Genomic DNA, 25,433 nt, shown 5'->3' on the forward strand with positions numbered 1-25,433 from the left:
ACGGACAACGGTCTGAGCCGTTTCCCGGCGGCAGTGGCCGTAACGCCCCGTCCGTCGTTCTCATACGTACGCGAGGCCGCCTCCCCTCACCGAGGCGGTGCCCGTCTCACGAGGTCAGCAAGTGCTCCGCGTGGCGAAGGTGACGGCGACCTGACCGTCCGCGCCCGCAGGCCAGCAGGGCCATGGCGATACCCGTCAGGCCCCGGGCCTGCTCCAGGGGGTTGCCGGGCAGCAGGGCCATGGCGTGACGGTGGTGCTCGGCGGCCTGGGCCGGGGCGCCCGCCAGCAGGCACAGCTCTCCCATCGCGTTGAGCGCGTTGGACTGGCCTTTGCGGTTGCGCAGGACGTGGGCCAGGCGCAGGGCCTCCAGGTGGTGACGACGGGCCTGTTCGTGACGGCCGAGAAGCTGGCAGGTCAGGCCCCGGTTGGTCAGGGCGGCCATCTGGTTGCGGCGGTCACCGATCTCCTCCGCCAGGATCAGGGCCTGATCGGAGGAGGCGAGCGCCTGGGGCAGGTTCCCCAGCCTCCGGTAGATCATGGACAGCTTGTCGAGGATGGACGCTTCCATTCCGCGGTACACGGTCTGCCGGATGAGCGTCAGGGCCTCGTGACAGCACAGAAGTGCCCGCTCCAGCCTGCCGTACAGCAGGTGAGCGACCCCGACCTCCTCCCACGCGGCTGCCTGGGTGCTGAGATCGCCGAGTTCCTGACCGATGACCAGGGCCTCACTCGCGTGGAACAGCGATGATCCCAGCAGCCCGGCGTCCCGGTAGGGCACCGCCAGGTTGCACAGGACCAGGCTGCGGCGTTCGCGGCTGCCGGTGCGGGCGGTGAGGAGCAACGCCTGGCGCAGACGGTCGACGGCCAGGAGGGGGCGGGCCTCCGCGACGCAGATGGCCCCGAGCGTCAGGGCGCGCTCCTGGACGTCCACCTCTCCCTCGGCCCTGGCGAACAGCAGCGCCCGCTCGGCGTGCCAGGCGGCCTGGCCGGAGTCGCACAACTCGTGGTACACCCCGCCAAGCGCGTAGTGGACGCGACTCAGCGCGGCGTCGTCGCCGATGTCATGGGCGGCCCGCAGCGCGCAGGAGTGCAGGGTGAGACCGTCCTGGTAGCGGCCGTGCCGGTGCAGGGGCCGGAACAGCAGTGCCGACATCCGCAGCGCGTGATCCGGCCGTCCGTGTGCCGCCGCGTGCACGGCCGTGGTCACCAGGTTGGCGTACTCGGCCTCCAGCCAGGCCGCCGCCCGGCCGGGACCGGCCAGGTCGGGTATCGGGTGGTCCAGGCCGGACGCGTCGAACCGTTCGGTGGGACGCGCCAGAAGCTCGACGGCGGCGGCCGCGGTGTGACGATGGAAGTCATGGAGCCGATCCAGTACCCGGACGCGCTCGGATTCGGCGTCGATCTCCTGGCTCAGGCTGCGGGCGTGCTGGCGCAGCAGGTCGTGCAGGGTGAAACGACCGGCCGTGGGCTGCTGCGCCAGGTGTACGTCGACCAGTTCCTCCAGCAGTTCCTCGGCCTCCTGGAGGGACAGGCCGGTCAGAGCCGCGGCGGCGTGGACGTCGATGTCATCGCCCGGCACCAGCCCCAACAGCCGGAACATTCGCCGTTGCTCACCGGACAACTGTTCGTAGGACATGGTGAAGGCCGTCTCCACCCCCCGGTCACCGGTCCGGAGCTCCCGAAGCCGGTCGTGCCGATGACGTAAACGCTGTGCCAGCGCGGCCACCGTCCAGGTGGGCCGGTGCAGCAGCCGGGCCCCCGCGACGCGCAGCGCCAAGGGCAGGTGCCCGCACAGGGCCGCGACCTCGGCCAGCGCCTGTGGCTCGGCCGCCGACCGCTCCGCTCCGACCACCTTCGTCAGGAGTGCCGCCGACTCGGCCGGGGTGAGCACGGCCAGGGAGAGGACGACGGCGTCGTCCAGATCGACCAGGCGACGCCTGCTGGTGATCAACACCCGGCAGCCGGACGTCCCCGGAAGCAGCGGCCACACCTGCGGGACACCGGTCGCGTCGTCCAGGACGATCACCATACGGCGCTCGGCCAGAACGGTCCGCCAGAGCGCCGCCGCCTCCTCGACCGTGGCGGGTACGGCCTCCGCGCCCACCCCGACCATCCGCAACAACGTCCCCAGCGCGTCGATCACCTCAAGCGGGGTTCGCCCCGGAGTGTGGGCGTGCAGGTTCACATACAGCTGCCCGTCCGGATAACGCCCGGCCAGCCGATGGGCCGCGTGTACGGCCAGCGCGGTCTTGCCCACCCCGGCCATCCCGTCGATCGCGTCGATCACCACCACCCCCGCGCCGCTGCCCTCGATCTCTTCGAGCAGACGGGTCACCTCCGGCTCACGGCCGGTGAAATCACCCACCTGCCGGGGCAGGTGGCGTGGCACCGTACGGGAAGGGAGGTCCTGCTCCGGCGTGGCGCCCTCCCGGTCACGGGAGACGGCAGAGCGTACCGACAGCCGTCGGCGGGCCGCCGTCCACCGTGCCACCCGCCCGCTCTCCAGCCCGCAGGCGCTCACGAAGGCCACCAACGCCTCCTCCCGCGGCAGGACATCGCGCTGTAGCAGAGCCGCCAGTGTGCTGGGCGGCAAAACCTGTCCGGCCGTCCGCGCCCGCCGCGCCAACTGGCGGTAACTCAATCCCGACCAGGCGCGCAGCGCCCGCATCGACGCCATGAACTCCTCAACCGTCCGGGCCCGGCGCGGATCAGGCGCTGATTCCTCCATGGACACACCATCCCTTCACCGGCAGGAAGGCTGTCCCGTTTCGTTCCATGGACAGCGTCGTGAGCTGGGGGAAATCCCAAAACAAACACGAACGTAGCAGGACATCTCAACATATTCCCGCCTGTCAGGCCAATAGGAGAAGCTCTGCGTGTGCGACATTCAGCGGAGCGAAAAACTCCCCGTTGCCCATCTTTTTCCCCAAAAGAACATGTGAAAAGGACAGGAAGAAAAGGAGTGCAAGTGAACACCACCGTGCGCGGACGAGTCGCAGCGCTACTGACGACCGCCGCCCTTCTCACCGGAGGCTCGCTCACCGTCGGCTCGGGTCCGGCGAGCGCGGCCCTCTCCGTGAGGTTCGCCCCCTCGGGAACCCCAACCGGCTTCCAGATCGAGGTCTACCGGGACGGTGACCTGGCGGGGGCCGCGGAGTGGGTCCAGGATCCCGTCGGCGGCTCCCCCGGGGACACGCTCTACGCGTACGACGTCAGCGCGGACGGCTACGGGATCGAGGCCCACCTCAGCAACGGGCGCGTGGCCACGACCCGTGGACACAACGCCCCCTACACGGACAGGAGAAGCGGCGACCTGCCGGAGAACCAGCACTACACCATGTGGGTGTGCCTGGTGAAAGGCTCCTCCTCCACATGCTCCGCCAAGTACGGCGTCACCTCCCTGGCCCTCACCCAGGAGTAGGAGCCGAAGCGGGGAGAACTCCGGCCCCGTCGCCTCCCCGGCGAAAGGCAGGGGCGAATCCCGTGGAGGTGGCGCGGAAAACCCGTCCACGACGCCCCTCGCCGGATCATGACAGCCGGTGAGCGTCCGATCCGACAGAGGACAGGGGTCTCGCTCGGATCGAAAACTCACCGGTCCCGACGAGAACCGGAAAAGAAACCACGGCCTTCCCTTCTCCCTCGGCGAAGGCCGTGGTCCCCGCGCGCCTCGAACGGCCCCCGCCCGCGCCGGGACACTCGGCCCGGACAGGACACCTGCGTCACGTCGCCGGGCTGCTCCCGCCCATCCCCGAGACCGTGCCCGAGACCGTTTCCGCGGGCACGGGCGAGGAGTCGGCCGACGGCCGAGGGTCGGCCAGGTCATGGGCGGAACGGATCAGCCAGACCATGCCCAGGGCGTCGACGACCGTCAGGGCGTCGCGGACGGCCTCCCCTCCCACGAGCAGCCCGGCCAGCGGCCAGAGAACGGGCAGCAGCAGGGAGGCGATGCCGTACTGGACGGTGGCCATCCGCCAGCGACCGTCCATCCGCTGCGCCCGCAGCACCAGCACCGTCCAGACCAGGGTGGCCAGGGCGCAGATCAGGTTCAGCTGACCGGGTGTGTCCCGGCCAAGGAGCGCGAGCACCTCGGAGACGGCGACGCCCCCGTACGCCAGGACGCCCACGGCCCCCGTGCGGTCGGCGCCCTTCACACCGCGTGTCAGCACCGGCCGGAACAACAGCACGACCGCCACCATCAGCAGGGAGTCGAGCACTATCACCCACCAGGGCCACGACGGCACGGCGAAGTAGAGCAACCAGGTCGCCGCGGTCGCGTACAGCACCACCCTCAGCCGCCGTTCGTCCCGGTCCAGCGTGGGCGACGGCCCCGCCACCGGCCCGCGAAGGCACTGCCACAGCGCCCAGGCCCACAGCGCTCCGGCCAGAACCAGGACGATCATGTTCGGCCACGTCACCGCCGCGCCCGCGTCCGCCTCGGTGAACACCGTCAGCCACCACAGCGCACCGAGATCACCGGTGACCCACGCGACCACGGCGGCGACCGCCACCGCGACGAGGTAGACGCTCATGACGATCAGGGCGGGAACACCGAAACGATGACGACGCGGCATGCGGCTCTTCCTGGGGGGTCAAGATCGAAGCTGGGAGGTCAAGACCGAAGGGGGTCAAGATCGAAGGCCCCACCCTAGCGAGTCGCCGCTCCGATGCCGACCATGCGTTCTCCCCGACGGTCCGCCCGGGCCCGCCGCCGTGAAAACACCCCGGCCGATCCGCCCGGAACAGGAAACGCCACCCGGCCGAACCGAGCCCGTTATTCCATATCTCCTTTTATGCCGAAATAACTGGTCCAATATACAGTGAAACCACTTCCACGCCGCTCCGACCTGCCAAGATGCCGGAAAACATCCATCCGATTCACGACATGAGCCATCTTGACGAGGCGAGATGAAAACATATGGTTATTACAGCCGCTCTTTTTAATTGGCCACTCCTCAAATCAAGTTCGAGTGGCTCCAGAATCAGATCGGCACTACGGGAGGCATTATGGTGAAGATCAGATGGATCGCGGGGGCGGTGCTCACGGCCGGGCTCGTGCTTCCGACCGCCAACGCGGTCGCGGTCAGCTCCTACGGCGGCGGCGCCCACGCCTGGGCCCCCGCGCAGGGAGACGCAGGAAAGATCGCGGTCAAGGACAACAGCGACGACGGCGACCCGGTCAAGGCCGAGTTCTACCGGCAGAGCAGTTCAGGAACCAAGAAGACCCTCTGGAACCACAGCGGCTACCGAAGCACCACCTACTCCGGGAGCGGCTCGAAGATCATCAAGCTCCGCGCCATCGATGAGAACAACAACGCTCCCGACGACGTCGGACCCTGGGTGGCCCCCTGACCGAAGTCCGTCATCTGGCCGGGCCGGCTTCGTCGACCCGGCCTTCGTCCTCCGGGCGGCCACCCTCCCGTCGGCCCGGAACCGACGACGGGAGGCAAGTGGACCTCACGCATGAGGGAACCCCGGTGTCCGGTTCCCGTGGCGTACGGCGACGCCGTACGGGCCGATCGCCGGTTCCGTCCGGAGACGGGGAGTCCGGTCTCGTGACGGGCCGGTGGGCGCTCCTGGTCGCCTCGTGCGTGCTGGCCGTGGTCGCGTCGTCCATGGTGCTCGCGGTCGCGACGTACGAGGGGCGCGCGGCCAGGGACCGGGCGCGTGGCCCGATCATCACCGGGACGGCGCACGGCGCCGTCGCCTGGTGGGCGTCGAGATTCGACTCGGTGGAGGGCCTCCAGCACAGCGTGGTGTTCGTCGAACCGCTGGACGCCTCGGCGCCGCCGCCTCCCGGACTGGCCCGGTGGCCCGCGCCGGGAGAGGCGATGCTCTCCCCGGAGCTGCTGAGACGCGGGGCCACGGAGGATGTCCGGACCCGCTACGGGCGCTTCGGCGGGCTCATCGGGCGGGAGGGGCTCCTGTCGCCCTCGGAACGGCTCGCCTACGTCCGCCCGCCCACTCCCCCGAACGCGGTCGAACGCGACTCGTGGATGCCGATCAGTGGATTCGGACGGTCCTTCCCGCTGGTCGAGACGCTGGACCAGCGGGACCTGTCCGAGGTGCTGCTCGCGCTCGGGGCGCTCACGCTCGTGCCCGCCCTGGCGCTCATGGCGGTCGCCGCCCGACGCGCCCCGCGAACCGGGAACCGTACCGGACCACGGTGGCGCCGGGCGTCGGCGGGCGTCGGCGAGCGGTTCCCGCCGCTCGCGGCCGGCAGCGTGGCGGGAGGACTCGTGCTCGTCCTGGCCGCGTGCGTCGACCTGCCCGTCCCGGTCACCGGCTACGTGCTGAACTCCGCCGACGTCCGCGCCGCCTGGCCTCTCGGCTGCGCGGCGATCCTCACGAGCCTCGCCATCGGGCTCGTCCTCGTGGCTGCCCCGCGCCGGACGGAGAAAAAGACCTCCGAGGTGGAAACGGACCACGGGACGACACGGGAAAAAGACCACCGGGCGGAGGAGGGCCGGGGAGCCGGACCAGACCGAGAGGCGGGAGGGGAGCCCGGCGCCCCGCCGTACTCCGTTCCGAAACGGCGCCTCGTGGCGTGCGCTCTCGCGGTCGGGACCGTCGCCCTCAGCCAGTACCTCCCCCCGGCCGGGAAACTGATCGCCTTCGCCGTGGGCACGGTCGGCATGTGGGCCCTGCTGCCCTCGGTGGCGACCGCGCTCGCCGTGTCCGGAGGCCGTGAACTCGCCAGGCGCGGCGCGGAATCGGGGCGCCCCGGCCTCCTCGCCGGCGGTCTGCGGCTCGCGGCACGACCCGCCCCGTTCGTGCGCCTGTTCACGGCGTTGATCGTCCTGTTGGGGGTCCTGACCCTCCTGCAGGTCTGGGAGGGGCGGATCGGGGACACGGCGAGAGCGGCCCTGACGACGGAGCGGCGCATCGGCGACACCCTCCTGGTCGTGCGTACGGCGGGGCGCTCGGACCTGGAGAGGTTCTCCCGGGCCCTCCCCGGCACGTCGGCGCTCGCGGTGCTGACGACCGGTGAGGACGGCCGGCCCGCGACGCTCGTCGGGCCGTGCCGGACGCTCCGGATGCTGAAACTGCCGTGCACCGGCGCGCGGGTCCCCGGGAACCACGAGGATGACAGGCTGAAGGAGCTCCGAAGCTGGTACGGCATCCGGACGCTGACCGGCCGGGTCGGCCGGGGCCGTACCGAACGGACCAGGAACCTGGTCGTGGTCGTCAGCGACACCAGGGGGCAGTACCCACAGGTCGCCCGAGCGGCCTACGCGACGCTGCCCGTGATGGAGACCACCGCCCCGGGCGCCGGCTGGATCGACGGGGCGGTCCGGCGGACCGGGCTGGGAACGTGGCTGACGCTGCTCGGCCTCGTGGGAGTGTTCACGCTGCTCCAGGCCGCCTGGATCGGCCTCGCCGAAGACCGCGAAGCCCCCGGGCCTGCCGCCTGGTGGCACCTGACGGTCCCCCTGCTCTCCATGACCGCCCTGGTGATCGTCATCACCGCCTGGCACGGCCTGTTCCTCATCTCCATCACGGCGGGAGGCTCCCTCCCCGTGGCCGTGCTGACCACGACGGCCGCGGCCTGCGCCCTCCTCGCGATCACTCTGGGGTTCCTCCACTCCCGACGGGATCCACCTTGACGGGCGGGATCCGCTTCAGGCAGGAGGTCGGCCCGGGGACCCCCTTGGCGATGAAACCGGTGATGAGACCGGAGACGCAGCCGCTGGGGTCCAGATCGGGGACGTGGCCCATGTTGGGCACGGAGATGAACCTTGACCGCTTGAACCTGCGGGCCACCTTGGCGGCGTCGGAGCTCGGGGTGATCGCGTCCAGGTCGCCGGTGAGCACCAGGGCCGGGACGTCGGGGAAGTCGTCGCCGACGGGGTAGGGCCGGGTCCCGGTCTGACGCGGCCATCCCAGGCAGATGTCACCCGACCAGAAGGTCGACGCCGCCGAGGCCACCGGGCCGAAGGCGCCGAAGTCCGCGGGGTCGGTGCCGGCGAGCGCCTGGTCGTACTGCCGGCGTCTCTGGGCCGGGGAGGCGTCGACCGACCAGGCTCTGGGGTAGTCGTTGCACGCCACGTTGACGCCCAGGGAGGAGTTCGGCCCCTCCTCCTCGGCCCCGAGCACCTGCTGGACAGCGGTCGCCAGCGGTTCGAGGTCTCCGCGTACGGCGTCGCGCAGCAGGGCGGGGAAGGCTCCGATCGGCGAGGACGCCTGGGGGTCGGCTCCGGTCCCGCTGGTGGAGTCCTGGACGGCCAGCCGGGTGAGCCACTCCTCACCGAACTTCACGGTGCGCTCCCCGGCACCGACCTTGACCGACAGGGTGACCGGCTCCTTCCTGACGGCGGCGGCGAAGGTTCGCAGGTCACGTACGGCGGCGGCGCCGTCACACGCCTTGCTCCGCTCGCAGATCCGGCGCAGGGTCGTCGTGAAGGCGCGGGCGTTGGGCCGCTGGAAGGTGTCGAAGTCGAGCGGCAGCACCCCCGACAGCATGATCGACCTCACCTGCCGGGGATGACGCCGGGCGTAGACCTGCATCAGATAGGTGCCGTAGGACTCACCGACCAGATCGAGCCGGGCGACCCCGAGCCTGGCCCGTACCGCGTCGAGGTCGTCGGCGGTCGCGACGGAGGTGTAGCCCCCGGCACGCGGCCCCAGGCTGCTCCCGCAGCGGGCGACGGCCTCCCCGCGCTCCTGGGTCGTGCCCAGGAGGTCGGCGGTGGTGATGCCGCAGTCCAGGGCACTGGACACACCTGTACCCCGGGGGTCGACGACCAGCAGGTCATGGTCGGTCAGCAACGGCTTGAGCAGGCCGGCGTAGGTCGAGGTGAGAGGAAGCGCGGGGTTGCCCGGACCGCCGGGGTTGACGGCGACGGTCCCGGTGGCGGGGCCGCCCGGCGTGCTGTGCCGTACGACGGCGTAGCCGACCGAGATGGTGCCCAGCTCCGGCCTTCCCGCCACCAGCGGACGGGGGATCGTGTCGCACTCCACCCGATGGCCCGGGACCTCGGGACACCAGGAAACCGCGGCGGCCTGCGGGGTGACGAAGAACAGGGGGATTCCGGTGACGGCCACGGCCGCCAGCGCCGTGCCCCGTTTGGTTGCTGAACGCATGACATCCACGATCAGGCCTGCCCGTTGGCCGGATCATCCTGCTACGGAGCCGAGTTCGGGGCCCCTTCTCCTGCGCGAGATGTAGAACCAGGGGCCAAGCCGACCAGCCCCGCCTGGTAGGCGATGATCACGAGTTGCGTCCGGTCACGCGCGTCCAGCTTCTGCAGCAGCTTGCCCATGTGGGCTTTCACGGTCGACAGCGTCACTCCCAGACTCTCCGTGATCTCGGTGTTGGAAAGCCCCCGCGCGACCAGTTCGAGCACCTCGATCTCGCGGCCGGTCAGCGAGCCGAGAACGGACGAATCCCGGGGGTCGGGGACGCGGGCGACGAAGTCGGCGATGAGCCGCCGGGTGATCGGCGGCGCGAGCAGCGCCTCCCCCGCCGCGACCACCTCGACGGCCGTCATCAGCTCCCGGGGCGGGACGTCCTTGAGCAGAAATCCGGTGGCCCCGGCCCTGAGGCCCGCGTACACGTATTCGTCCAGGTCGAAGGTGGTCAGGATGAGCACCTTCACTTCGGGGTCTGCCGCCGTGATCCGGCGGGTCGCCTCGATGCCGTCCATGACCGGCATCCGCACGTCCATCAGCACCAGGTCGGGGCGGAGGTCCCGTGCCAGTTCAACGGCCCGGCCACCGTCCTCGGCCTCCCCGACCACCTCGTGGCCGTCCCCGGCCAGCACCATCCGCAGACTGGCGCACACCAGCCGCTCGTCGTCGGCGACGACCACCCGGAGCCTCACGAGAACACCTTCCCCGGGACCGGCAGGTGCGCGGTGACGGCGTAGCCGCCGTCGGGCAGTGGCCCGGCCCGCAGTGCCCCGCCGTACAGGGCGACCCGCTCGCGCATGCCCGCCAGCCCGTACCCGCCGTCGACGGGCGGGATTCGAGGCGTACGGCCAGGCGGCGGGGGGTTGGTGATGTCCAGCAGCACCGCGCCCGGTTCGTAACCGACCAGCACCGTACCGCTGCCGGTGCCCGCGTGTTTGACGATGTTGGTGAGCGCCTCCTGGACGACCCGGTATGCGACCAGGTCCGTCCCCGCGGGCAGGGGCCGGGGGTCCCCGTGGACGCGCAGCTCCACCTCGATCCCGGCCTTCGCCGTACGGGAGATCAGCGCGTCGAGCTCGGCGAGGCCGGGCATCGGAGCCAGCTCGGGAGCGGCCGTACCGTCCGGTTCCTCACGCAGTACCTGCAGCAACCGCCGTACCTCCGTCATCGCCGCCCGGCCCGTCGTCTCGATCGATCCCAGCGTCTCGCGCAGCACCGCCTCGCTCTGCGGCCGGTAGAGAGCGGCGCCCGCCTGCATGGTCATCACACTCAGCCCGTGCGCGACGACGTCGTGCAGTTCACGGGCGATACGCAACCGCTCTGCGGCAAGCAGCGCCCGCGTGCGTTGCCGTTCGAGCGCCGCCACCCCGGCGAGGTGTGTCCGCCGGGCACGCGCGAGCTCCCCGGTCAGCAGCCCCGGTACCAGCAGTTCGACGTCGCGTGTCAGCTCGCTGACCGGTTGCCGGACCACCAGGCCCGCCACCAGCAGCACGGCCGTCACCCCTCCGGCGACGGCGGCGGCTCGCCGTCTGTCACGGGTGACGGTCATGGTGTGCATCGCCAGCACCATCGGGATCGGCGGGTAGCCGCCCAGCGCCCCGGAGACGAGCAGCGCCAGCGTGCCCGCCGTCACCGTGACCAGGACACCGACCGGCCATCGGCGCCGGGCGATCACCACCAGCGCCGTCACCACGCCGACCGCCTGCGACAGGAGGCCGCCCTGGCCGATCAGAACCATGATCACGCAGGTCAGTCCCGCACCCGCGACGTCGAGGGCGACCCGGTGCCGGGGCCGCAGGCCGCTCCAGTAGGTCATGAACGAACCTAACCCGCCCTCCCCCGGCGCATCTCCTCCAGAAGAAGGAGACGGCGTTGGCCCACGGCACAACCCGCCCTACGACCGGAGAACGAGGATCACCGTGACTCGGCGGGGAGCCTTCCTCGACCCGCGTCGGATCGGGCCCCGTGCCTCACGGAACAGGGGTGGGCACCGCTGGAGTCCACCCCGAGCGAACAGGACGATCCGACAGACGTGATGGACGGTCAGCCGCCCTTCTACGTGGCTTCCCTTCGTGCGGCGATGGCCGGTTCGAAGGCACCTGCTCCGAACCGTGAAAACCCCTCGGTCACAGTCACCCGGAACATGATCGTTCCACGATTTCTGCGGAGGCCGGCGGTCATTCCTTCTTGGAATCCGTAGCGGTGGAATCGCCGTGGGAAAGCCCCTCGAACAGCGGCCAAAGCGGGCTGTCCTCGTCAATGTCGATACGCTGGTCCTTGTCGATGACCTTAGCGTTCGACGTGTCGTCTTTCCCGGCCGGTGTGACGACCGACTGCCTCGTCTTCCCCGGATCGTCGCGGTCGGCCATATGGTCTCCGGTGGTGAGCAGCAACGCGGCGCCCAGAACGAACATCCGCCGGTGGCGCCATGTCCGTCCAGGCCTTTTGAGCACTTGTTCCCTCTGGCATGTCACGGGTTGGACCGGTCACGACCCGGCGTCCTCCCAGTACGGGGTATGCGATTCGATGTCCTCCGGCACACGGATCCGCCCGTTCGACAGGACAAGTGGCGCGATCTCAACGCTCTCGTGGAAGCGCAGGTAGCCGACAAAGAATCCGGCACCACCGGCAGGTGCGTCAACGGCGCACCGGCCAAGCCAGTCCAGCAGTGTCCGGAGCCGGTAGAAGTCGTCAGGATGGAGTTCTTGGCGTACCGTCAGCGCCCAGCCGTCCGCTCGCTCTCGCGCGACCAGCTCGGCGACGAGCGCGCCCCCCGCCCACCGGGCGGCGCCCCGCTGCGCGAACACGGGCTCCGCCTCCGCGTTCTCCCACTCGCAATCAGGGTCGTCGGGATCACCGAGTGGACGGGTTTCCACATATCTGTCAGAGCCGATCGGCAGCCGCTCAGGCCGTGGCCCCTCCCCCACATGCCACCGCAGCTCGGCGAGCTCGTCGTCGGTCACATCAGCACGAATGTCCACCGACAGCACGAGTTCGTAGATGTCTCCCATCGGCACACCGTACCGTCGCGACGCCCGGAAAGATCATTCTGCGAGGAATTCAAACAGGACATGACCGCCGTGGTCTCCGATCCTCACCAGAGATCCACAAAAGCCCTCTCCCACACCCGATCTCCATGACATGACCCGTTCCGTCCCCGCACCGTGTCTCACGGAACAGGGACGGAACAAAGCCACCTGGAAGAGCATCCGGGGGGTCACGAAGACCGACGGACGACTCTCAGCGACCTATTTCAGCAGCTGCCTGGCCATCACCAGGCGCTGGATCTGGTTGGTGCCCTCGTAGATCTGGGTGATCTTGGCATCGCGCATCATGCGTTCCACCGGGTAGTCGCTGGTGTAGCCGTACCCGCCGAGGAGCTGGACCGCGTCGGTGGTGATCTCCATGGCCGCGTCGGAGGCGGCGCACTTGGCGGCGCTGGAGATGAAGGTGAGGTCCTTCTGCGGCTTGCCGTGCATGGCCAGCTCGGACTTGGCGGCGGCGGCGTAGGTGAGCTGCCTGGCCGCCTCCAGCTTCATCGCCATGTCAGCGATCATGAACTGGAGTCCCTGGAAGTCGGCGACGGGCCTGCCGAACTGCTTGCGCTCCTTGACGTAGCCGATCGCGTAGTCCAGCGCCCCCTGGGCGATGCCGAGCGCCTGGGCGGCGATCGTGACGCGGGTGTGGTCCAGGGTGGCCAGCGCGGTCTTGAAGCCGGTGCCCGGGGCGCCGACCATGCGGGAGGCCGGGATGCGGACGTCCTCGAAGATGACCTGGCGGGTCGGGGAGGCCCGGATGCCGAGCTTGCGCTCCTTGGCCCCGAAGCTGACGCCCTCGTCCGACTTCTCCACGACGAAGGCGGAGATTCCCTTGGCGCCCTCACCCGGCTCGGTCACGGCCATCACCGTGTAGTACTCGGAGACCCCGGCGTTGGTGATCCACATCTTCGCGCCGTTGAGCACGTAGTGGTCGCCGTCGGCCACGGCTCGGGTCTTCATCGCCGCGGCGTCGCTGCCCGCCTCAGCCTCGGACAGGGCGTAGGAGAACATCGCCTCACCCCGCGCGACCGGCGGCAGGTAACGCTGCTTGAGTTCCTCGGAGGCCGACAGCAGCAGCGGGACGGTGCCCAGCTTGTTGACCGCGGGGATCAGCGAGGACGAGGCGCACGCCCGCGCCACCTCCTCGATGACGATGACGGCCGCGAGCGCGTCCGCCCCGGCACCGCCGTACTCCTCTGGGACGTGTACGGCGTGCAGATCGGCCGCGACGAGCGCCTTGTAGACGTCCCAGGGGAACTCCCCTGTCTCGTCGGCTTCGGCGGCCCGAGGAGCGATCTTCTCGTCGGCCAGGGCACGGACGGTCTCCCGGAGCATCTGGTGCTCTTCGGGCAGCTCGTAGAGAGGGAAGCTCATGGAGAAATACTAGGACGTCCAACAAAATATGGACCGCTCCAGGGTGGTAGATCAGTACGGCTAGATGTTTGTGCAGGTGGCGAGAGAGTACAGACAAGTGGATGCCGCTACTCTGACGGCACAGAATCGGGCAGAAACCGAAAGGAACACCAGTGGCCTACCGCCTGACGATGGTGGGAACCGGATACCTGGGTGCGACGACGTCGGCATGCATGGCGGAGCTGGGCTTCGAAGTCCTCGGCGTCGACGTGGATGCGGAGAAGATCGCCCGCTTGCAGGCCGGGGACCTGCCTATCTACGAACCCGGCCTTCAGGAGATCCTCCGGCGCAATCTCGCCAACGGACGGCTGCGCTTCACCACCTCCTACGAGGAGGCCGCGGCCTTCGGGGACGTGCACTTCCTGTGCCTGGGCACCCCGCAGAAGCCCGGAGAGTACGGCGCGGACGTCTCCCATCTGGACGCCGCGGTCGAGTCGCTGGCACCGTTCCTGGAACGTGAGTGCCTGGTGGTCGGCAAGTCGACGGTCCCGGTCGGCACCGCGCAACGCCTGTCCGAGAAACTCGCACGGCTCGCCCCCATCGGCTCCGGCGCCGAGCTGGCCTGGAACCCGGAGTTCCTGCGTGAGGGCTTCGCCGTGAAGGACACGCTGTACCCCGACCGGATCGTGCTCGGCATCGCCTCGGAGAGGGCCGAGAAGGTCATGCGCGAGGTCTACGCCGCCATGCTCGAACGCCAGACCCCCCTGGTGATCACCGACTACCCCACCGCCGAGCTGGTCAAGGTCGCCGCCAACGCCTTCCTCGCGACCAAGATCTCATTCGTCAACGCGATGGCCGAGGTCTGCGAGGCCGCCCACGCCGACGTCAAGCAGCTGTCGCTGGCGCTGTCCTTCGACGACCGCATCGGCGGCAAGTTCCTCAACCCCGGCCTGGGCTTCGGCGGCGGCTGCCTGCCCAAGGACATCCGCGCCTTCATGGCCCGCGCCGGCGAACTCGGCGCCGACCAGGCGCTGACCTTCCTGCGCGAGGTCGACGCGATCAACATGCGCCGCCGCGCCCGTATGGTCGACCTGGCCCGCGAGCTGACCGGCGGCTCCTTCCACGGGTGTACGGTGACCGTCCTCGGCGCCGCGTTCAAGCCGAACTCCGACGACATCCGCGACTCGCCCGCCCTCGACGTCGCCGTCACGATCAGCCGGCAGGGCGGCCAGGTCACCGTCTACGACCCGGCGGCCCAGGAGAACGCCCGCCGGGCACACCCTCAGCTCTCCTACGGCGAATCCGCCCTCGACGCCGCCCGCGACGCCCATGTCGTGCTGCTGCTGACCGAGTGGCAGGAGTTCGTCGACCTCGACCCCGAGGCGCTGGGCTCCGTGGTCGCCAGGCGCAAGATCGTCGACGGCCGTAACGCCCTCGACGCCGAGGTCTGGCGCGAGGCGGGCTGGCACTACCGCGCCCTGGGGCGCCCCTGAGGCACGCGACGGCCCCCTGCGCGTGAGAACGTCAGGGGGCCGGTTGATCAGATGTCGAACGAACCCTGCCTGACCTCGCCAAGGAACGCCCGCCACGCCGTACGGGTGAGGATCAGCTTCGGCCCGTCGGGGTCCTTGGAGTCGCGTAGCGCGAACAGCGGGCCGACCGTGGCCATCTCGACGCACTCTCCACCGTTGTCGCTGCTCAACGACGCCTTGCGCCACACGGCCCCGCTCAGGTCTGCTTCCATGTCTCCATCACCTTCGTCATGAGATCGATGCTCGCCCCCGGGGACATGGCCTCGGTGCGAAGCTCCTCGTAGCGTCTGCTGACCTCCGCCACGTCACGCGGATGATCCGTTACCCGCCCTTCGATCGCGCACTCCACGTAGGCGGTGTCCGTGGTGCCCTCGATTCCGGCGATGACGAACGCCCCGCTCAGACCGGCCGTGACACTGGCGTCCCCGGGCATCACCTGGATGGAGATGTGACGGTTCTCCATCGCCGCGATGACGGCCGCGATCTGACCGCGCATGATCTCGGGGCTGCCGACCCGCCGGTAGAGCATGCTCTCGTCCAGCACCGCCCACAGCAAAGGTGGATTGGCGCCGTGTAGCAGACTCTGCCGTTCGATCCTGGCGGCGACCAGCTCCTCGATCCGCTCCTCCGGCATCGTCCGCCTGCCTTTCAGCAGGGCGCGGGCGTAGTCGGGGGTCTGCAGCAGGCCGGGGAAGACCAGCGGCTGCCAGTTCTTGAGAACGTGCGCCCTGCGTTCGATCCCCACCCATGGGCGGAACCAGACGGGATAGGCGGCCTGGCTGAGAATCGGCCAGATCCGCATGAGGGTCCCCTCGGTGTTGAGCATCCGGTCACAGCGCTCGATGAAGTCACGCGACGGATTGCGCTTGGCGGTCTCGACCATCCCGACCAGGGAGACGGAGGAGGAAATCGCCTCTGCGAGCTGCTCCTGGGTCCATCCGGCCTGGTCGCGCAGGCGGCGAAGCTCTGCGGCGAAGAACGCCAGCGGGCCTGACCCGCTGTCGAGCTCACGCGACGGTGGCATCCGAACTCCTGTCTTACGTCTCACACCGGTATCGCAGCATGACCGGTCATCAGGGGACACGATCATGCCTTCAGTGACAACTGCATCACGCACGGTAATGTGACACCGTCTCGTTTGGAAGCGCATCCCCAAAACACGTCAAGATCAGCAAAGCGAAACCCAGGCGGTCACCCAGAGACCTTGACCGGGGGGATGGCGGCCAGGCACGAGGTGTCCGGCGTCCGGCCGTCACGGAGAAACGCGGTCACAACGCCCGCGACACACCCGCTGGGTTCGAACTCCGAAACATGGCCGACGTTGGGCACGGACACGAAGACCCCCCGGGGAAACTGCGCGGCGGCCTTGCGCCCGTTGGCCTCGGCGGTGATGCCGTCCAGGTCGCCGTTGAGCACCAGCACCGGCACGTCGGGAAAGCGCCCGGTCGAGACGTACGGCCTGCCGGTGCCCTTGGCGGGCCAGCGCAGGCAGTAGTCCCCGGCGTCGGCCTGCGCCCTGGCGAACCCCAGGGGGCTGAACGCGCCGAACTCGCCGGGCCTGGCCTGACCGACCGCGCGGTCGAAGTGGCGGCGCCGTTCGGCGAGCGAGGCCGCGACCGGCCACGGGCGGGGGTAGTCGTTGCACGAGACGGTGGCCGCGATGCCCATGTCCATGCCCTCGTAGGCCGCCAGGTCTCCCGCCATGATCTCCCCCATCAGGGCGACCAGCTCACGGTCGTCCCCCCGGGCCGCGCCGCGTAACGCCCTGGGCAGCCTGCCGACGGCCGGGACCTCCGAGGGCGACGCCCCGACGGCGACGCTGGCCGAGGAGTAGACCAGCTGCGCGAACCTGTCCTCGGTGAGCGCGACCCACCTGCTCCGCCCGCCGACGGTGAGCGGCACCCGCGCGGGCACGGCCCGCAGCCTGGCGGCCACCCTGCCCAGGTCCCGTACGGCCCGCTCCCCGTCGCAGGCACCGCTCCGCTCACAGATCCGCCGCAGTGTCAGGGAGACGGCCTGGGCGCTCTCCCTGCCCAGCGGGTCGAGGCCGATGGGGTAGGCGGCGGAGAACACCGCCGACTGGACCCGCTCCGGATACCGCTGGGCGTAGACGGGCAGGAGGTAGGTGCCGTAGGAGATTCCGTACAACATGACCTTGGGGACGCCCAGGGCGGCCCTGACGGCGTCGAGGTCGTCGGCGGTCGCGGCCGAGGTGTAGCCGGCGGCGCGCGGGCCGAGGTTGTCCGCGCAGCGGCCGACCAGCCGTAACAGGCTCTCCCGTGACTCGGTCACCACGGCACCCGCGGGAACGCCGCAGGTCAGGGGGCCCGATCGGCCCACTCCCCGGGGGTCGACGAGCAGCAGGTCGTGGTCGGTGAGCAGGCCCCCGAGCAGGGCGGTGAACGTCTCGTGCTGGGCGATCGCCTGTCCTCCCGGGCCACCGGGATTGACGAGGATCGTCCCCTTGGCGGGGCCGGCCGTCTCCCGCCGGAGGATTCGCGCGTATCCGACGGTGACGGCGCCCAGGTCCGGCCTTCCCTGGACGAGGGGCCGGGGAAGCGTTCCGCACTCGACCCGGTGGCCGGGAACCTCGGGACACCAGGTGGCCTCCTGGACGGGAGCGGACACACCGGACAGGGCGCCGGACACGGCGAGGGACAGGGCGAGAGCGATCGAAGTCAAGGTCACGATCGGGATTGTTGATCACCACCCGGCCCGCCGCCAGACCCAAACTTCGACCCCGGCGTCGGTCAGTTGTCGAACTCGCCGAGTTTCACACCGCCCACGAAGGCCTCCCACTCCGAGCGGGTGAAGAAGAGCTTCGGGCCTTCGGGGTTCTTGGAGTCGCGCAGCACGTACAGCGAGCCGAGGCCCGCCTTGTGGCCGGAGTCGACCGGGTCGATCACGGCCACCTCGACACAGTCCTCGGTGGGGTCGTCACCCGTGACCGCCCTGCGCCAGACGGCCTTGCTCAGGTCAACGTCCATCTCTCATCACCTTCGCTGTCAGGTCGGCGCCCGCCGGGCGCCTTCATACGGAGGTCCAGGATGACCGGTGACGTTCTCCCCCGTGCCGGATTCCCGCACACAGTATCCGCGGCGACGACCGGCGACGGACAGGACCGTACGCGATTACCTAACGGGTGACTGATTCCTCCCTGAATTGACCTCACTAGTGTCCTGACCAGCGAAACAACCGAAAGATCCTGAAGGGATTGTCATGCCGTACTTCGAGACCGCCGACGGCACCCAGCTCGCCTACGAGGACTACGGCACCGGCAGGCCGATCGTGTTCGTGGCCAGCTGGGCGCTGGGCGCCGACATGTGGGAGTACCAGGTGCCGTTCTTCGTCGAGCAGGGCTACCGGTGCGTCCTCCTCGACAGGCGTGGGCACGGCCGTTCCGACCGTCCCTCGGGGGGATACGACATCGACACCAGGGCCGACGACCTCGCCGCCCTGATCGAGCACCTCGACCTGAGGGAGATCACCCTGGTCGGGCACTCCGCCGGCGGCGGCGAGGTGGCGCGTTACCTGGTCAGGCACGGTGAGGAGCGGGTCTCGCGGGTCGCGTTCGTCTCGGCGGTGCTGCCGTTCCTGAAGCGGACGGACGACAACCCGCAGGGCGCGCCCGAGATGCTCTGCGAGGCGGTGATCGCCCAGTTCAGGAAGGACAGGCCCAAGTGGTTCGCCCAGCGGGCACAGGGGTTCTACGCCACCCACCTGGGCAACGACGTCTCGCCCGCGCTGGTCGACCTCACGATGCGGCGGTGCCTGGACACCGCGCCGTGGGCGACGACCGAGGTGTGGCGTTCGACCTTCCACGCCGACCACCGCGAGGGACTGCGCACGATCACCGTCCCCACGCTGGTGGTGCACGGCACGGCCGACCAGTCCGCGATCGTGGAGATGACCGGCAGGCGCACCGCGCAGCTGGTACCGGGCTGCGTCTACAAGGAGTACCCCACCGGCGGCCACGGCCTGTTCGCCACCCACAGCGAGCGGCTGAACAACGACATCCTTGACCTGATCAAGGGCTGACGGCTCGTTCCGCCGGACGGCCGAGGGGAAAAACCGGAGGACGGACGCGGGCAGGACGTCCGTATACTCCTGGCATGATCCGGCGACATTGATGAACGACCAGAGGTCGAAACGAGAACGGATGCCGTGGGCCACCTGGCGCCTCAGAGCACCTGGAGCCCCGTCCCATCTCGTCTCGTGGAAAGACCTCATGATCGCACTTTCCCCGCGGGCGTCGGGCGCCCGCGTGAAGCGGTTGACCCGTCCCCTCTACCTCTACGCGGCCCTTGAGGACTTCGTCCTCCTCTACCCGGTCTACGCCCTGCTGTTCGCCGACCACGGTCTGTCGGTGCCCGAGATCTCCTCCTTGTTCGTCATCGGCGCCGTCTGCGGCATGCTGTTGGAGGTCCCATCGGGCGCGTGGGCCGACGCCGTCTCCCGTCGTCTGCTGCTGTCGGTGGGGCCGCTGCTGTCCGCGGCGGGTTACGCCCTGTGGTTCCTGGTTCCGGCCTACTGGTCGTTCGCGCTCGGATTCGTGCTCTGGAGCGCCGGTTCCTCGCTCCGCTCCGGCTCGATGGAGGCACTCGTCTACGAGGAGCTCGACCATCTGGGTGAGGCCGGGCGCTACGTCACGGTGATGGGCAGGGTCCGTGCCATCGGGCTCGTCGCCGTCGCGGCGGCGACCGCGGTGGCGGCCCCGGTGCTGGCCGTCGGCGGGTATCTCACCCTCGGCGTGGCCAGTGTGCTGACCTGCGTGTTGTGCGCCCTGACCGGTACGGCGCTGCCCGAGCACCGGGCGGCCTCGGCACAGCACGAGGACGCGAGCGGGTATGTGGCCGTGCTGCGGGCGGGTCTGGGCGAGGTGCGGGGCAACCGGCCGGTCCGGGGCGCCCTGCTGCTCGTCGCGGTGGTGACGGCGGTCTGGGGTGGTCTTGAGGAGTACGTCCCGCTGCTCGCGGCGGCGACCGGCGTCTCCGAGGCGACCGTGCCGTTGCTCGTACTGATCGTCTGGGGAGGCGTCGCGGTCGGCGGCCTGCTGGCCGGGGCCGCGAACAGGATGCCGGTCAGGGCCTTCGCCGTGGTGCTCACCCTGGCCTCACTCGTCATGGCGGCCGGGGCGCTGACGGAGCGGCCCGCCGGGCTGGTCGCGGTCGGCGCGGGCTTCTGCGTCTTCCAGCTGGCGAGCGTGATCGCCGACGCCCGGCTCCAGCTGCGGATCACCGGGCCGAGCCGGGCCACGGTGACCTCGTTCGCGGGCATCGGCATGGACGCGGGCACGGTGGTGGTCTACGGCGTCTACGCCGCTCTGTCACCGTTCGCCGCACATGGCGTGATCTTCGCGCTGTTCGCCGCGCCGTACCTCTGCGTCGCCGCCGCCCTCGCGTACGGCTCCGCCCCTCCCCCACCCGCCTCGACGGGCTCCCGCTAGGACGTCTCCCACCCGCCCGCGCCGCCCCGCGTCGCGCGTGGAGTGCCTGTCCGGTGACCGGTCACCACGCCGACCGAAGTCCAGGGTTGCGGTGGCCGGGCACGTGACGGCCCGCCGGGCGTTCGACCGGTCCGTCGGGGGCGCGCCGCTGAAGGAACCGGCTGTTGCCTGCCTCTCCCGGCGTGGGGGCCGGGAGCGCCGCCTGTCCTGAGGTGAGGGGGCGGCGGGTGCCGGCTCCCATGCCGCCGAGGACCGCCAGGACCAGGACCGTCACCCCGAGGGCCGTCCGTATCACGTTTCTCATGTCTTCCTCCCTCCTCGTCCCGCCGAAAGTCCTTCTCTTCCCAGAAGGGGCGGAGATATCCACGCGGCCTGGACGGGGAGCGAGGGGTGAGGGATCAGCCGCCGAGAGAGGCGGCCTCGGCGCGCAGCTTGGCGCCCTTGGCGTGGGCCTGGTCCCTGAGCGACTCCTGGAAGCCCTCCATCCGGACCCGCAGCGCCTCGTCCGAGGCCGCCAGAATCCGTACGGCCAGCAGCCCCGCGTTGCGCGCGCCGCCGACGGCGACGGTCGCGACCGGGACCCCGGCGGGCATCTGGACGATCGAGAGCAGGGAGTCCATGCCGTCGAGATACTTCAGCGGCACCGGGACACCGATCACCGGCAGCGGGGTCACCGAGGCGAGCATGCCGGGCAGGTGGGCGGCGCCCCCGGCCCCCGCGATGATCACCTTCAGTCCGCGCCCCGCCGCCTGCTTGCCGTAGGCGATCATCTCCTCGGGCATGCGGTGCGCCGAGACCACGTCGGCCTCGAAGGAGACGTCGAACTCGGCCAGCGCCTCGGCGGCCAGCCGCATCACCGGCCAGTCGGAGTCGCTGCCCATGACGATACCGACGGCGGTCATGCTCTCTCCTCGCCTCGCGGCCCGCGGCCGCGCTTACGGACGTTCACGTGTAGCGGCCCTCGGACAGGTAGACCGCGGCGTGCTGGGCGCGCGCCCTGACCTCGTCCAGGTCGGTGCCGAGGGCGGTGACGTGGCCGATCTTGCGGCCGGGCCGTACGTCCTTGCCGTAGAAGTGGATCTTGACTCCCGGGTCGTGCGCCATGACGTGCTCGTAGCGGGAGAACAGGTCCGGGTCGTCGCCGCCCAGGAGGTTGGCCATCACCACGACGGGGGCCGCCAGTGATGGCGAGCCGAGCGGCAGGTCGAGCACCGCGCGCAGGTGCTGCTCGAACTGGGAGGTGCGGGCGCCGTCGATGGTCCAGTGGCCGCTGTTGTGCGGGCGCATGGCCAGCTCGTTGACGACCAGCCCGGTGGCGGTCTCGAACATCTCGACGGCCAGCAGCCCGGTCACGCCCAGCTCGTGGGCGATCTTCAGGGCGATCCGCTGCGCTTCCGCGGCCCGCTCGGGGTCGAGCCCCGGGGCGGGGGCGAGCACCTCGACGCAGATGCCGTCACGCTGGACGGTCTCCACGACGGGGTAGCTGACGCCCTGTCCGTGCGGCGACCTGGCGACCAGGACGGCCAGCTCGCGCTCGAACGGCACGAACGTCTCGGCCATCAGCGGCACCCCGCCGGCCAGCACCTCGGCGGCCTCGTCCGCCGACCGGCAGACCCACACGCCCCGCCCGTCGTAACCGCCGCGCACCGCCTTGAGCACGACCGGCCAGCCGTGCTCGGCCGCGAACTCCGTCACGTCCTCGACGGAGGCGATCCGCCGCCACGGCGGGCAGGGGGCGCCGATCGCGGTCAGCCGCTCACGCATCACCGCCTTGTCCTGGGCGTGCACCAGCGCCTCGGCACCGGGATGTACGGCGAAGCCGTCCTCGGTCAGCGCCCGGACGTGCTCGGTCGGCACGTGCTCGTGATCGAAGGTGATCGCGTCGCACCCCTTGGCGAAGTCACGCAGGACCGCCAGGTCGCGGTAGTCGCCGAGCCTGGTGTCGGCGATCACTCTGGCCGCGCTCTCGTCGAGGGAGTTGGCCAGCACCCGCAGCTCGATCCCGAGGGCGATGGCCGCCTGCTGGGTCATCCGGGCCAGCTGACCTGCTCCGATGACGCCGACGACGGGACCGATGGGACTGACCGGGGAAGGGCTGCTCACGTCGGTCGAGTTTACCGGCCCGCCGCACGGGAACCGGCAGGGGGCATCGGCCCCGTGCCACCGGGTACGGCGCGGGGCCGGTCCCATTTTGCCTTGAGTGCCAGGTGTGACATCCCGGGCCGGAGTAACGTCAGATGCCTAGATTTATCGCCATAAATCCGATATTTCTTGAAACACCGCTAACTGACTGCTTGCGGAACATCTGGTCAGCCGAAACACGGGACGAGCGGGTGCGCCGGTAACCTGACAGAACAACGTCCGAGGTCCTCCCAGCGACGGCCTCAGCCATCCGAAGGGACCGTGTGGGAGACGTGCTGTTTCTGCGACGCGCCTACAAGCAGCTCGTCGGCCTGATCCACGAGCTGTCCAAGTTCGGGGTCATCGGAGCCATCGCCTTCGTCATCGACACCGGCGGGCTGAACTTCATGCAGTACGTCCTGCACCAGGGGCCGCTGACCTCCAAGGTCGCCGCCACGACCGTGGCCGCCACCTTCGCCTACCTCGGCAACCGCTACTGGACCTTCAGGCACCGCGAGCAGAGCGGCCTGGCCAGGGAATACTTCCTGTTCTTCCTGCTCAACGGGATCGGGCTGCTGATCGGGCTGCTGTGCATCGGCTTCACCCAGTACACCCTCAAACTGACCGACCCGCTGAGCTTCAACATCTCCAATCTGGTCGGCGTCGGCCTGGGGACGCTCTTCAGGTTCTGGTCCTACAAGAAGTGGGTCTTCCTGGCCGCGACCGAGGACATCCCCAGGGAGCTCCCGAACGAGAACACCCGGGTCCTCTAGGACTCACGCGGGGCCGCTGACCACCCGGTTTCTCGTGGTGTCGTCCACCTGGCGCAGGAACAGCGCGAAGGCCGCAGGACGAGGACGGATGAGTTCGAGACGGCCGCCGTCCGCGGCGGCCAGCGCCCGTGCCAGGGTCAGCCCGAGTCCGGTTCCCCCGCCTCCGCTGACGTTCCTTTCGAAGATCCGTCCGGCGAGTTCGTCGGAGACCCCCTGCCCCTCGTCCGCGACCTCGATCACGATCGACCTGTCCTTGTCACTGGTGGTGACCGTCACGGTGCCGCCGCCGTGTTCGAGGGAGTTCTCCAGCAGCGTGGAGATCACCTGGCTGACGCCTCCGCTGGTGCCGAGCGCCTGCAGGCCACGCATCCCGGACAGCTTCAGCTTGCGTCCCACCCTGCGGAAGGCCGGCCCCCACTCGATGAACTGCTGGTCGAGCACGTCGTCCAGAGTGACGGCGTCCGCCTGCGCCTGCCGCTGCCTTCTCGCCGCCGCCAGCAGTTCGTCGATCACCGCCGTGAGCCGCTCCGCCTGCACGATGGCCGCCTCGCCCTCCTCCTTGACGATTCCCGGCTCGTGCGCGGCCGCCACGATCTCCTCAAGCCGCATGGTCAGACCTGTGAGAGGGGTGCGGAGCTGGTGCGAGGCGTCGGTCGCGAACTCCCGTTCCCTGGCCAGCAGGTCCGAGATCCGGGTGGCGCTGCGGTCCAGCACCTCGGCGACCCGGTCAAGCTCCTGGATGCCGTAGCGGTGTTTGCTCGGTCTCGCGTCGCCGGAGCCCAGCCGCTCGGCGATCATGGCCAGGTCGCTGAGCGGCAGTGTCAGCCGGCGTGACTGCACGACCGCGAGCCCTACCGCGACCGCGAGGGCCGCGGCGGCCAGCGCCAGGATGAGCAGGAGCCATGCCCTGACCTCCCGCTCCACCTGCGTCTTGTCCCGGCTGACCGCGACGTACACGCCGTTCTCCGACTGGGCGTCCTGGGTCATCTTGCGACTGTCGGGGGGCTCGGTCCCCACCATCGTCACCTGGGGGGGAGTCCCTTTCGCATAGACTTGGATATATCGGTCGGGGTATTTGCGCTTGAGCTGCTCCGGATCGACGGGCTGGTCCTGAATCCGGGCATACTCCACCTCCCCCAGCAGGCTTTTGGCCTGGGAGGAAAGCTCCTGAGTCGCCTCTTCCTCGATCAGCCGGTTCACCGCGACGCCCAGGGGGATGCCCAGCAGCAACACCCCGATGACGGCGACAAGCAGGGTTGAGGAGAGCAGGCGGCGGCGCATTCCCTACTCGCGTTCGAAGCGGAAGCCAACCCCTCGTACGGTCGTGATGTATCGCGGCTTGGCGGCGTCGTCCCCCAGTTTGCGGCGCAGCCACGAGATGTGCATGTCCAGGGTCTTGGTCGAGCCCCACCAGTTGGTGTCCCACACCTCGCGCATGATCTGCTCGCGGGTGACCACCTTCCCGGCGTCGCGGACCAGGACGCGCAACAGGTCGAACTCCTTGGTCGTCAGATGGAGCTCCTTGTCGCCCATCCAGGCGCGACGGGAGTCGGCGTCGATGCGCACTCCCTGGACGACGGGCGTCTCAGAGGTGCCGCGCCGCAGCAGCGCGCGAACCCTGGCCAGGAGCTCGGCGAGCCGGAACGGCTTGGTGACGTAGTCGTCGGCCCCGGCGTCGAGGCCGACCACGGTGTCGACCTCGTCGACACGGGCGGTGAGGATGAGCACGGGCGTGCCGTGCCCCTCTGCGCGTATGCGTCTTGCAACTTCCAGACCGTCCATCTCAGGAAGGCCCAGGTCAAGAACAATCAAGTCGATGCCACCCGACAGCGCCCGTTCCAGGGCCTGCGGGCCGTCGGGGCTCACCTCGACTTGGTAGCCCTCCCGACGCAGCGCGCGCGCCAGTGGCTCGGAGATCGAGGTATCGTCCTCGGCGAGAAGTACACAGGTCATGTTGCGATCGTAGGACCTTAAGGGATCGTTTCCCGGGCACAGCGCGCGGTTTGACTCGTCATTGACCTATCCATTGACCTGGGCAAAC

General features: G+C 69.7%; 24 protein-coding genes. 7 read left to right on the forward strand and 17 right to left on the reverse strand.

What is annotated here, in order from left to right:
- Positions 1-106: 106 nt before the first annotated feature.
- Positions 107-2,728 (reverse strand): ATP-binding protein, encoded by a 2,622-nt coding sequence (locus ACFYY8_RS02405; protein ID WP_390036328.1) that lies wholly within the window; start codon positions 2,726-2,728, stop codon positions 107-109.
- Between the two features lie 240 nt (positions 2,729-2,968).
- On the opposite strand from ACFYY8_RS02405, the gene ACFYY8_RS02410 reads away from it, so the two are divergent.
- Positions 2,969-3,421 (forward strand): hypothetical protein, encoded by a 453-nt coding sequence (locus tag ACFYY8_RS02410; RefSeq protein ID WP_390036330.1) that lies wholly within the window; start codon positions 2,969-2,971, stop codon positions 3,419-3,421.
- A gap of 298 nt (positions 3,422-3,719) precedes the next feature.
- Here the strand turns inward: ACFYY8_RS02410 and ACFYY8_RS02415 are convergent, their stop codons facing one another.
- Entirely contained in the window at positions 3,720-4,571 is an 852-nt protein-coding gene (locus ACFYY8_RS02415; RefSeq protein WP_390036332.1) for a hypothetical protein, read from the reverse strand.
- 433 nt (positions 4,572-5,004) lie between these two features.
- Here ACFYY8_RS02415 and ACFYY8_RS02420 point away from each other — a divergent pair, with 433 nt between their 5' ends.
- Both ACFYY8_RS02420 and ACFYY8_RS02425 read left to right on the forward strand, forming a co-directional pair.
- Positions 5,005-5,349: a hypothetical protein gene (locus ACFYY8_RS02420; RefSeq protein WP_390036334.1), complete on the forward strand. Its 345-nt coding sequence runs from the start codon at positions 5,005-5,007 to the stop codon at positions 5,347-5,349.
- 125 nt (positions 5,350-5,474) lie between these two features.
- Entirely contained in the window at positions 5,475-7,604 is a 2,130-nt protein-coding gene (locus tag ACFYY8_RS02425) for a hypothetical protein (RefSeq protein WP_390036336.1), read from the forward strand.
- Here ACFYY8_RS02425 and ACFYY8_RS02430 read toward each other — a convergent pair.
- The 6 genes from ACFYY8_RS02430 to ACFYY8_RS02455 form a co-directional block, all read right to left on the reverse strand.
- Positions 7,564-9,081, reverse strand: a complete 1,518-nt coding sequence (locus ACFYY8_RS02430) for an alpha/beta fold hydrolase (protein WP_390036338.1) — start codon at positions 9,079-9,081, stop codon at positions 7,564-7,566. The genes ACFYY8_RS02425 and ACFYY8_RS02430 overlap by 41 nt on opposite strands.
- 41 nt (positions 9,082-9,122) lie before the next feature.
- On the reverse strand, positions 9,123-9,821 hold the full coding sequence (locus ACFYY8_RS02435) for a response regulator (RefSeq protein WP_390036340.1): 699 nt from the start codon (positions 9,819-9,821) through the stop codon (positions 9,123-9,125).
- Positions 9,818-10,945 (reverse strand): sensor histidine kinase, encoded by a 1,128-nt coding sequence (locus ACFYY8_RS02440; protein WP_390036342.1) that lies wholly within the window; start codon positions 10,943-10,945, stop codon positions 9,818-9,820. The genes ACFYY8_RS02435 and ACFYY8_RS02440 overlap by 4 nt, the downstream gene beginning before the upstream one ends.
- Before the next feature lie 361 nt (positions 10,946-11,306).
- Positions 11,307-11,543, reverse strand: a complete 237-nt coding sequence (locus tag ACFYY8_RS02445) for a hypothetical protein (protein ID WP_390036344.1) — start codon at positions 11,541-11,543, stop codon at positions 11,307-11,309.
- 72 nt (positions 11,544-11,615) lie between these two features.
- Positions 11,616-12,140, reverse strand: coding sequence for a hypothetical protein (locus tag ACFYY8_RS02450; RefSeq protein ID WP_390036346.1), 525 nt, complete (start codon positions 12,138-12,140; stop codon positions 11,616-11,618).
- A 237-nt stretch (positions 12,141-12,377) separates the two neighbouring features.
- Positions 12,378-13,541 (reverse strand): acyl-CoA dehydrogenase family protein, encoded by a 1,164-nt coding sequence (locus ACFYY8_RS02455; protein ID WP_390036348.1) that lies wholly within the window; start codon positions 13,539-13,541, stop codon positions 12,378-12,380.
- Positions 13,542-13,693: 152 nt separating this feature from the next.
- Here ACFYY8_RS02455 and ACFYY8_RS02460 point away from each other — a divergent pair, with 152 nt between their 5' ends.
- The gene (locus tag ACFYY8_RS02460; RefSeq protein WP_390036350.1) at positions 13,694-15,013 is read left to right on the forward strand and encodes a UDP-glucose dehydrogenase family protein; all 1,320 of its coding nucleotides are present in this window, start codon (positions 13,694-13,696) and stop codon (positions 15,011-15,013) included.
- A 47-nt stretch (positions 15,014-15,060) separates the two neighbouring features.
- On the opposite strand, the gene ACFYY8_RS02465 is transcribed toward ACFYY8_RS02460, so the two are convergent.
- The 4 genes from ACFYY8_RS02465 to ACFYY8_RS02480 form a co-directional block, all read right to left on the reverse strand.
- The gene (locus tag ACFYY8_RS02465; protein WP_390036352.1) at positions 15,061-15,264 is read right to left on the reverse strand and encodes a DUF397 domain-containing protein; all 204 of its coding nucleotides are present in this window, start codon (positions 15,262-15,264) and stop codon (positions 15,061-15,063) included.
- Positions 15,249-16,076, reverse strand: coding sequence for a Scr1 family TA system antitoxin-like transcriptional regulator (locus tag ACFYY8_RS02470; RefSeq protein ID WP_390036354.1), 828 nt, complete (start codon positions 16,074-16,076; stop codon positions 15,249-15,251). The genes ACFYY8_RS02465 and ACFYY8_RS02470 overlap by 16 nt, the downstream gene beginning before the upstream one ends.
- A gap of 167 nt (positions 16,077-16,243) precedes the next feature.
- Positions 16,244-17,740, reverse strand: coding sequence for an alpha/beta fold hydrolase (locus ACFYY8_RS02475; protein ID WP_390036356.1), 1,497 nt, complete (start codon positions 17,738-17,740; stop codon positions 16,244-16,246).
- Positions 17,741-17,802: 62 nt separating this feature from the next.
- On the reverse strand, positions 17,803-18,039 hold the full coding sequence (locus ACFYY8_RS02480) for a DUF397 domain-containing protein (protein WP_352009970.1): 237 nt from the start codon (positions 18,037-18,039) through the stop codon (positions 17,803-17,805).
- 232 nt (positions 18,040-18,271) lie between these two features.
- Here ACFYY8_RS02480 and ACFYY8_RS02485 point away from each other — a divergent pair, with 232 nt between their 5' ends.
- Both ACFYY8_RS02485 and ACFYY8_RS02490 read left to right on the forward strand, forming a co-directional pair.
- Positions 18,272-19,090: an alpha/beta fold hydrolase gene (locus ACFYY8_RS02485; RefSeq protein ID WP_390036358.1), complete on the forward strand. Its 819-nt coding sequence runs from the start codon at positions 18,272-18,274 to the stop codon at positions 19,088-19,090.
- A 190-nt stretch (positions 19,091-19,280) separates the two neighbouring features.
- A complete protein-coding gene (locus tag ACFYY8_RS02490; protein ID WP_390036360.1) occupies positions 19,281-20,498 on the forward strand; it encodes an MFS transporter in 1,218 nt (405 codons plus the stop codon).
- Between the two features lie 61 nt (positions 20,499-20,559).
- Here ACFYY8_RS02490 and ACFYY8_RS02495 read toward each other — a convergent pair whose 3' ends face one another.
- From ACFYY8_RS02495 to ACFYY8_RS02505, 3 genes are all read right to left on the reverse strand, one after another.
- On the reverse strand, positions 20,560-20,802 hold the full coding sequence (locus ACFYY8_RS02495; protein WP_390036362.1) for a hypothetical protein: 243 nt from the start codon (positions 20,800-20,802) through the stop codon (positions 20,560-20,562).
- Positions 20,803-20,896: 94 nt separating this feature from the next.
- The gene (purE, locus tag ACFYY8_RS02500; protein ID WP_390036364.1) at positions 20,897-21,400 is read right to left on the reverse strand and encodes a 5-(carboxyamino)imidazole ribonucleotide mutase; all 504 of its coding nucleotides are present in this window, start codon (positions 21,398-21,400) and stop codon (positions 20,897-20,899) included.
- Positions 21,401-21,443: 43 nt separating this feature from the next.
- The gene (locus ACFYY8_RS02505; RefSeq protein WP_390036931.1) at positions 21,444-22,529 is read right to left on the reverse strand and encodes a 5-(carboxyamino)imidazole ribonucleotide synthase; all 1,086 of its coding nucleotides are present in this window, start codon (positions 22,527-22,529) and stop codon (positions 21,444-21,446) included.
- Positions 22,530-22,912: 383 nt separating this feature from the next.
- On the opposite strand from ACFYY8_RS02505, the gene ACFYY8_RS02510 reads away from it, so the two are divergent.
- Complete coding sequence (locus tag ACFYY8_RS02510) at positions 22,913-23,392, forward strand: GtrA family protein (RefSeq protein ID WP_362910262.1); 480 nt, start codon at positions 22,913-22,915, stop codon at positions 23,390-23,392.
- 3 nt (positions 23,393-23,395) lie between these two features.
- Here the strand turns inward: ACFYY8_RS02510 and ACFYY8_RS02515 are convergent, their stop codons facing one another.
- Together ACFYY8_RS02515 and ACFYY8_RS02520 are read right to left on the reverse strand one after the other, a co-directional pair.
- Positions 23,396-24,673 carry an ATP-binding protein gene (locus ACFYY8_RS02515; protein ID WP_390036366.1) on the reverse strand — a complete coding sequence of 426 codons (1,278 nt, stop codon included), beginning with the start codon at positions 24,671-24,673 and terminating at the stop codon, positions 23,396-23,398.
- A gap of 3 nt (positions 24,674-24,676) precedes the next feature.
- Entirely contained in the window at positions 24,677-25,345 is a 669-nt protein-coding gene (locus ACFYY8_RS02520; RefSeq protein WP_012888073.1) for a response regulator transcription factor, read from the reverse strand.
- Between the last annotated feature and the right edge of the window lie 88 nt (positions 25,346-25,433).

Origin of the sequence: Streptosporangium sp. NPDC001559, from assembly GCF_042893955.1 — a bacterium.
Taxonomy (GTDB): Bacteria; Actinomycetota; Actinomycetes; order Streptosporangiales; family Streptosporangiaceae; genus Streptosporangium.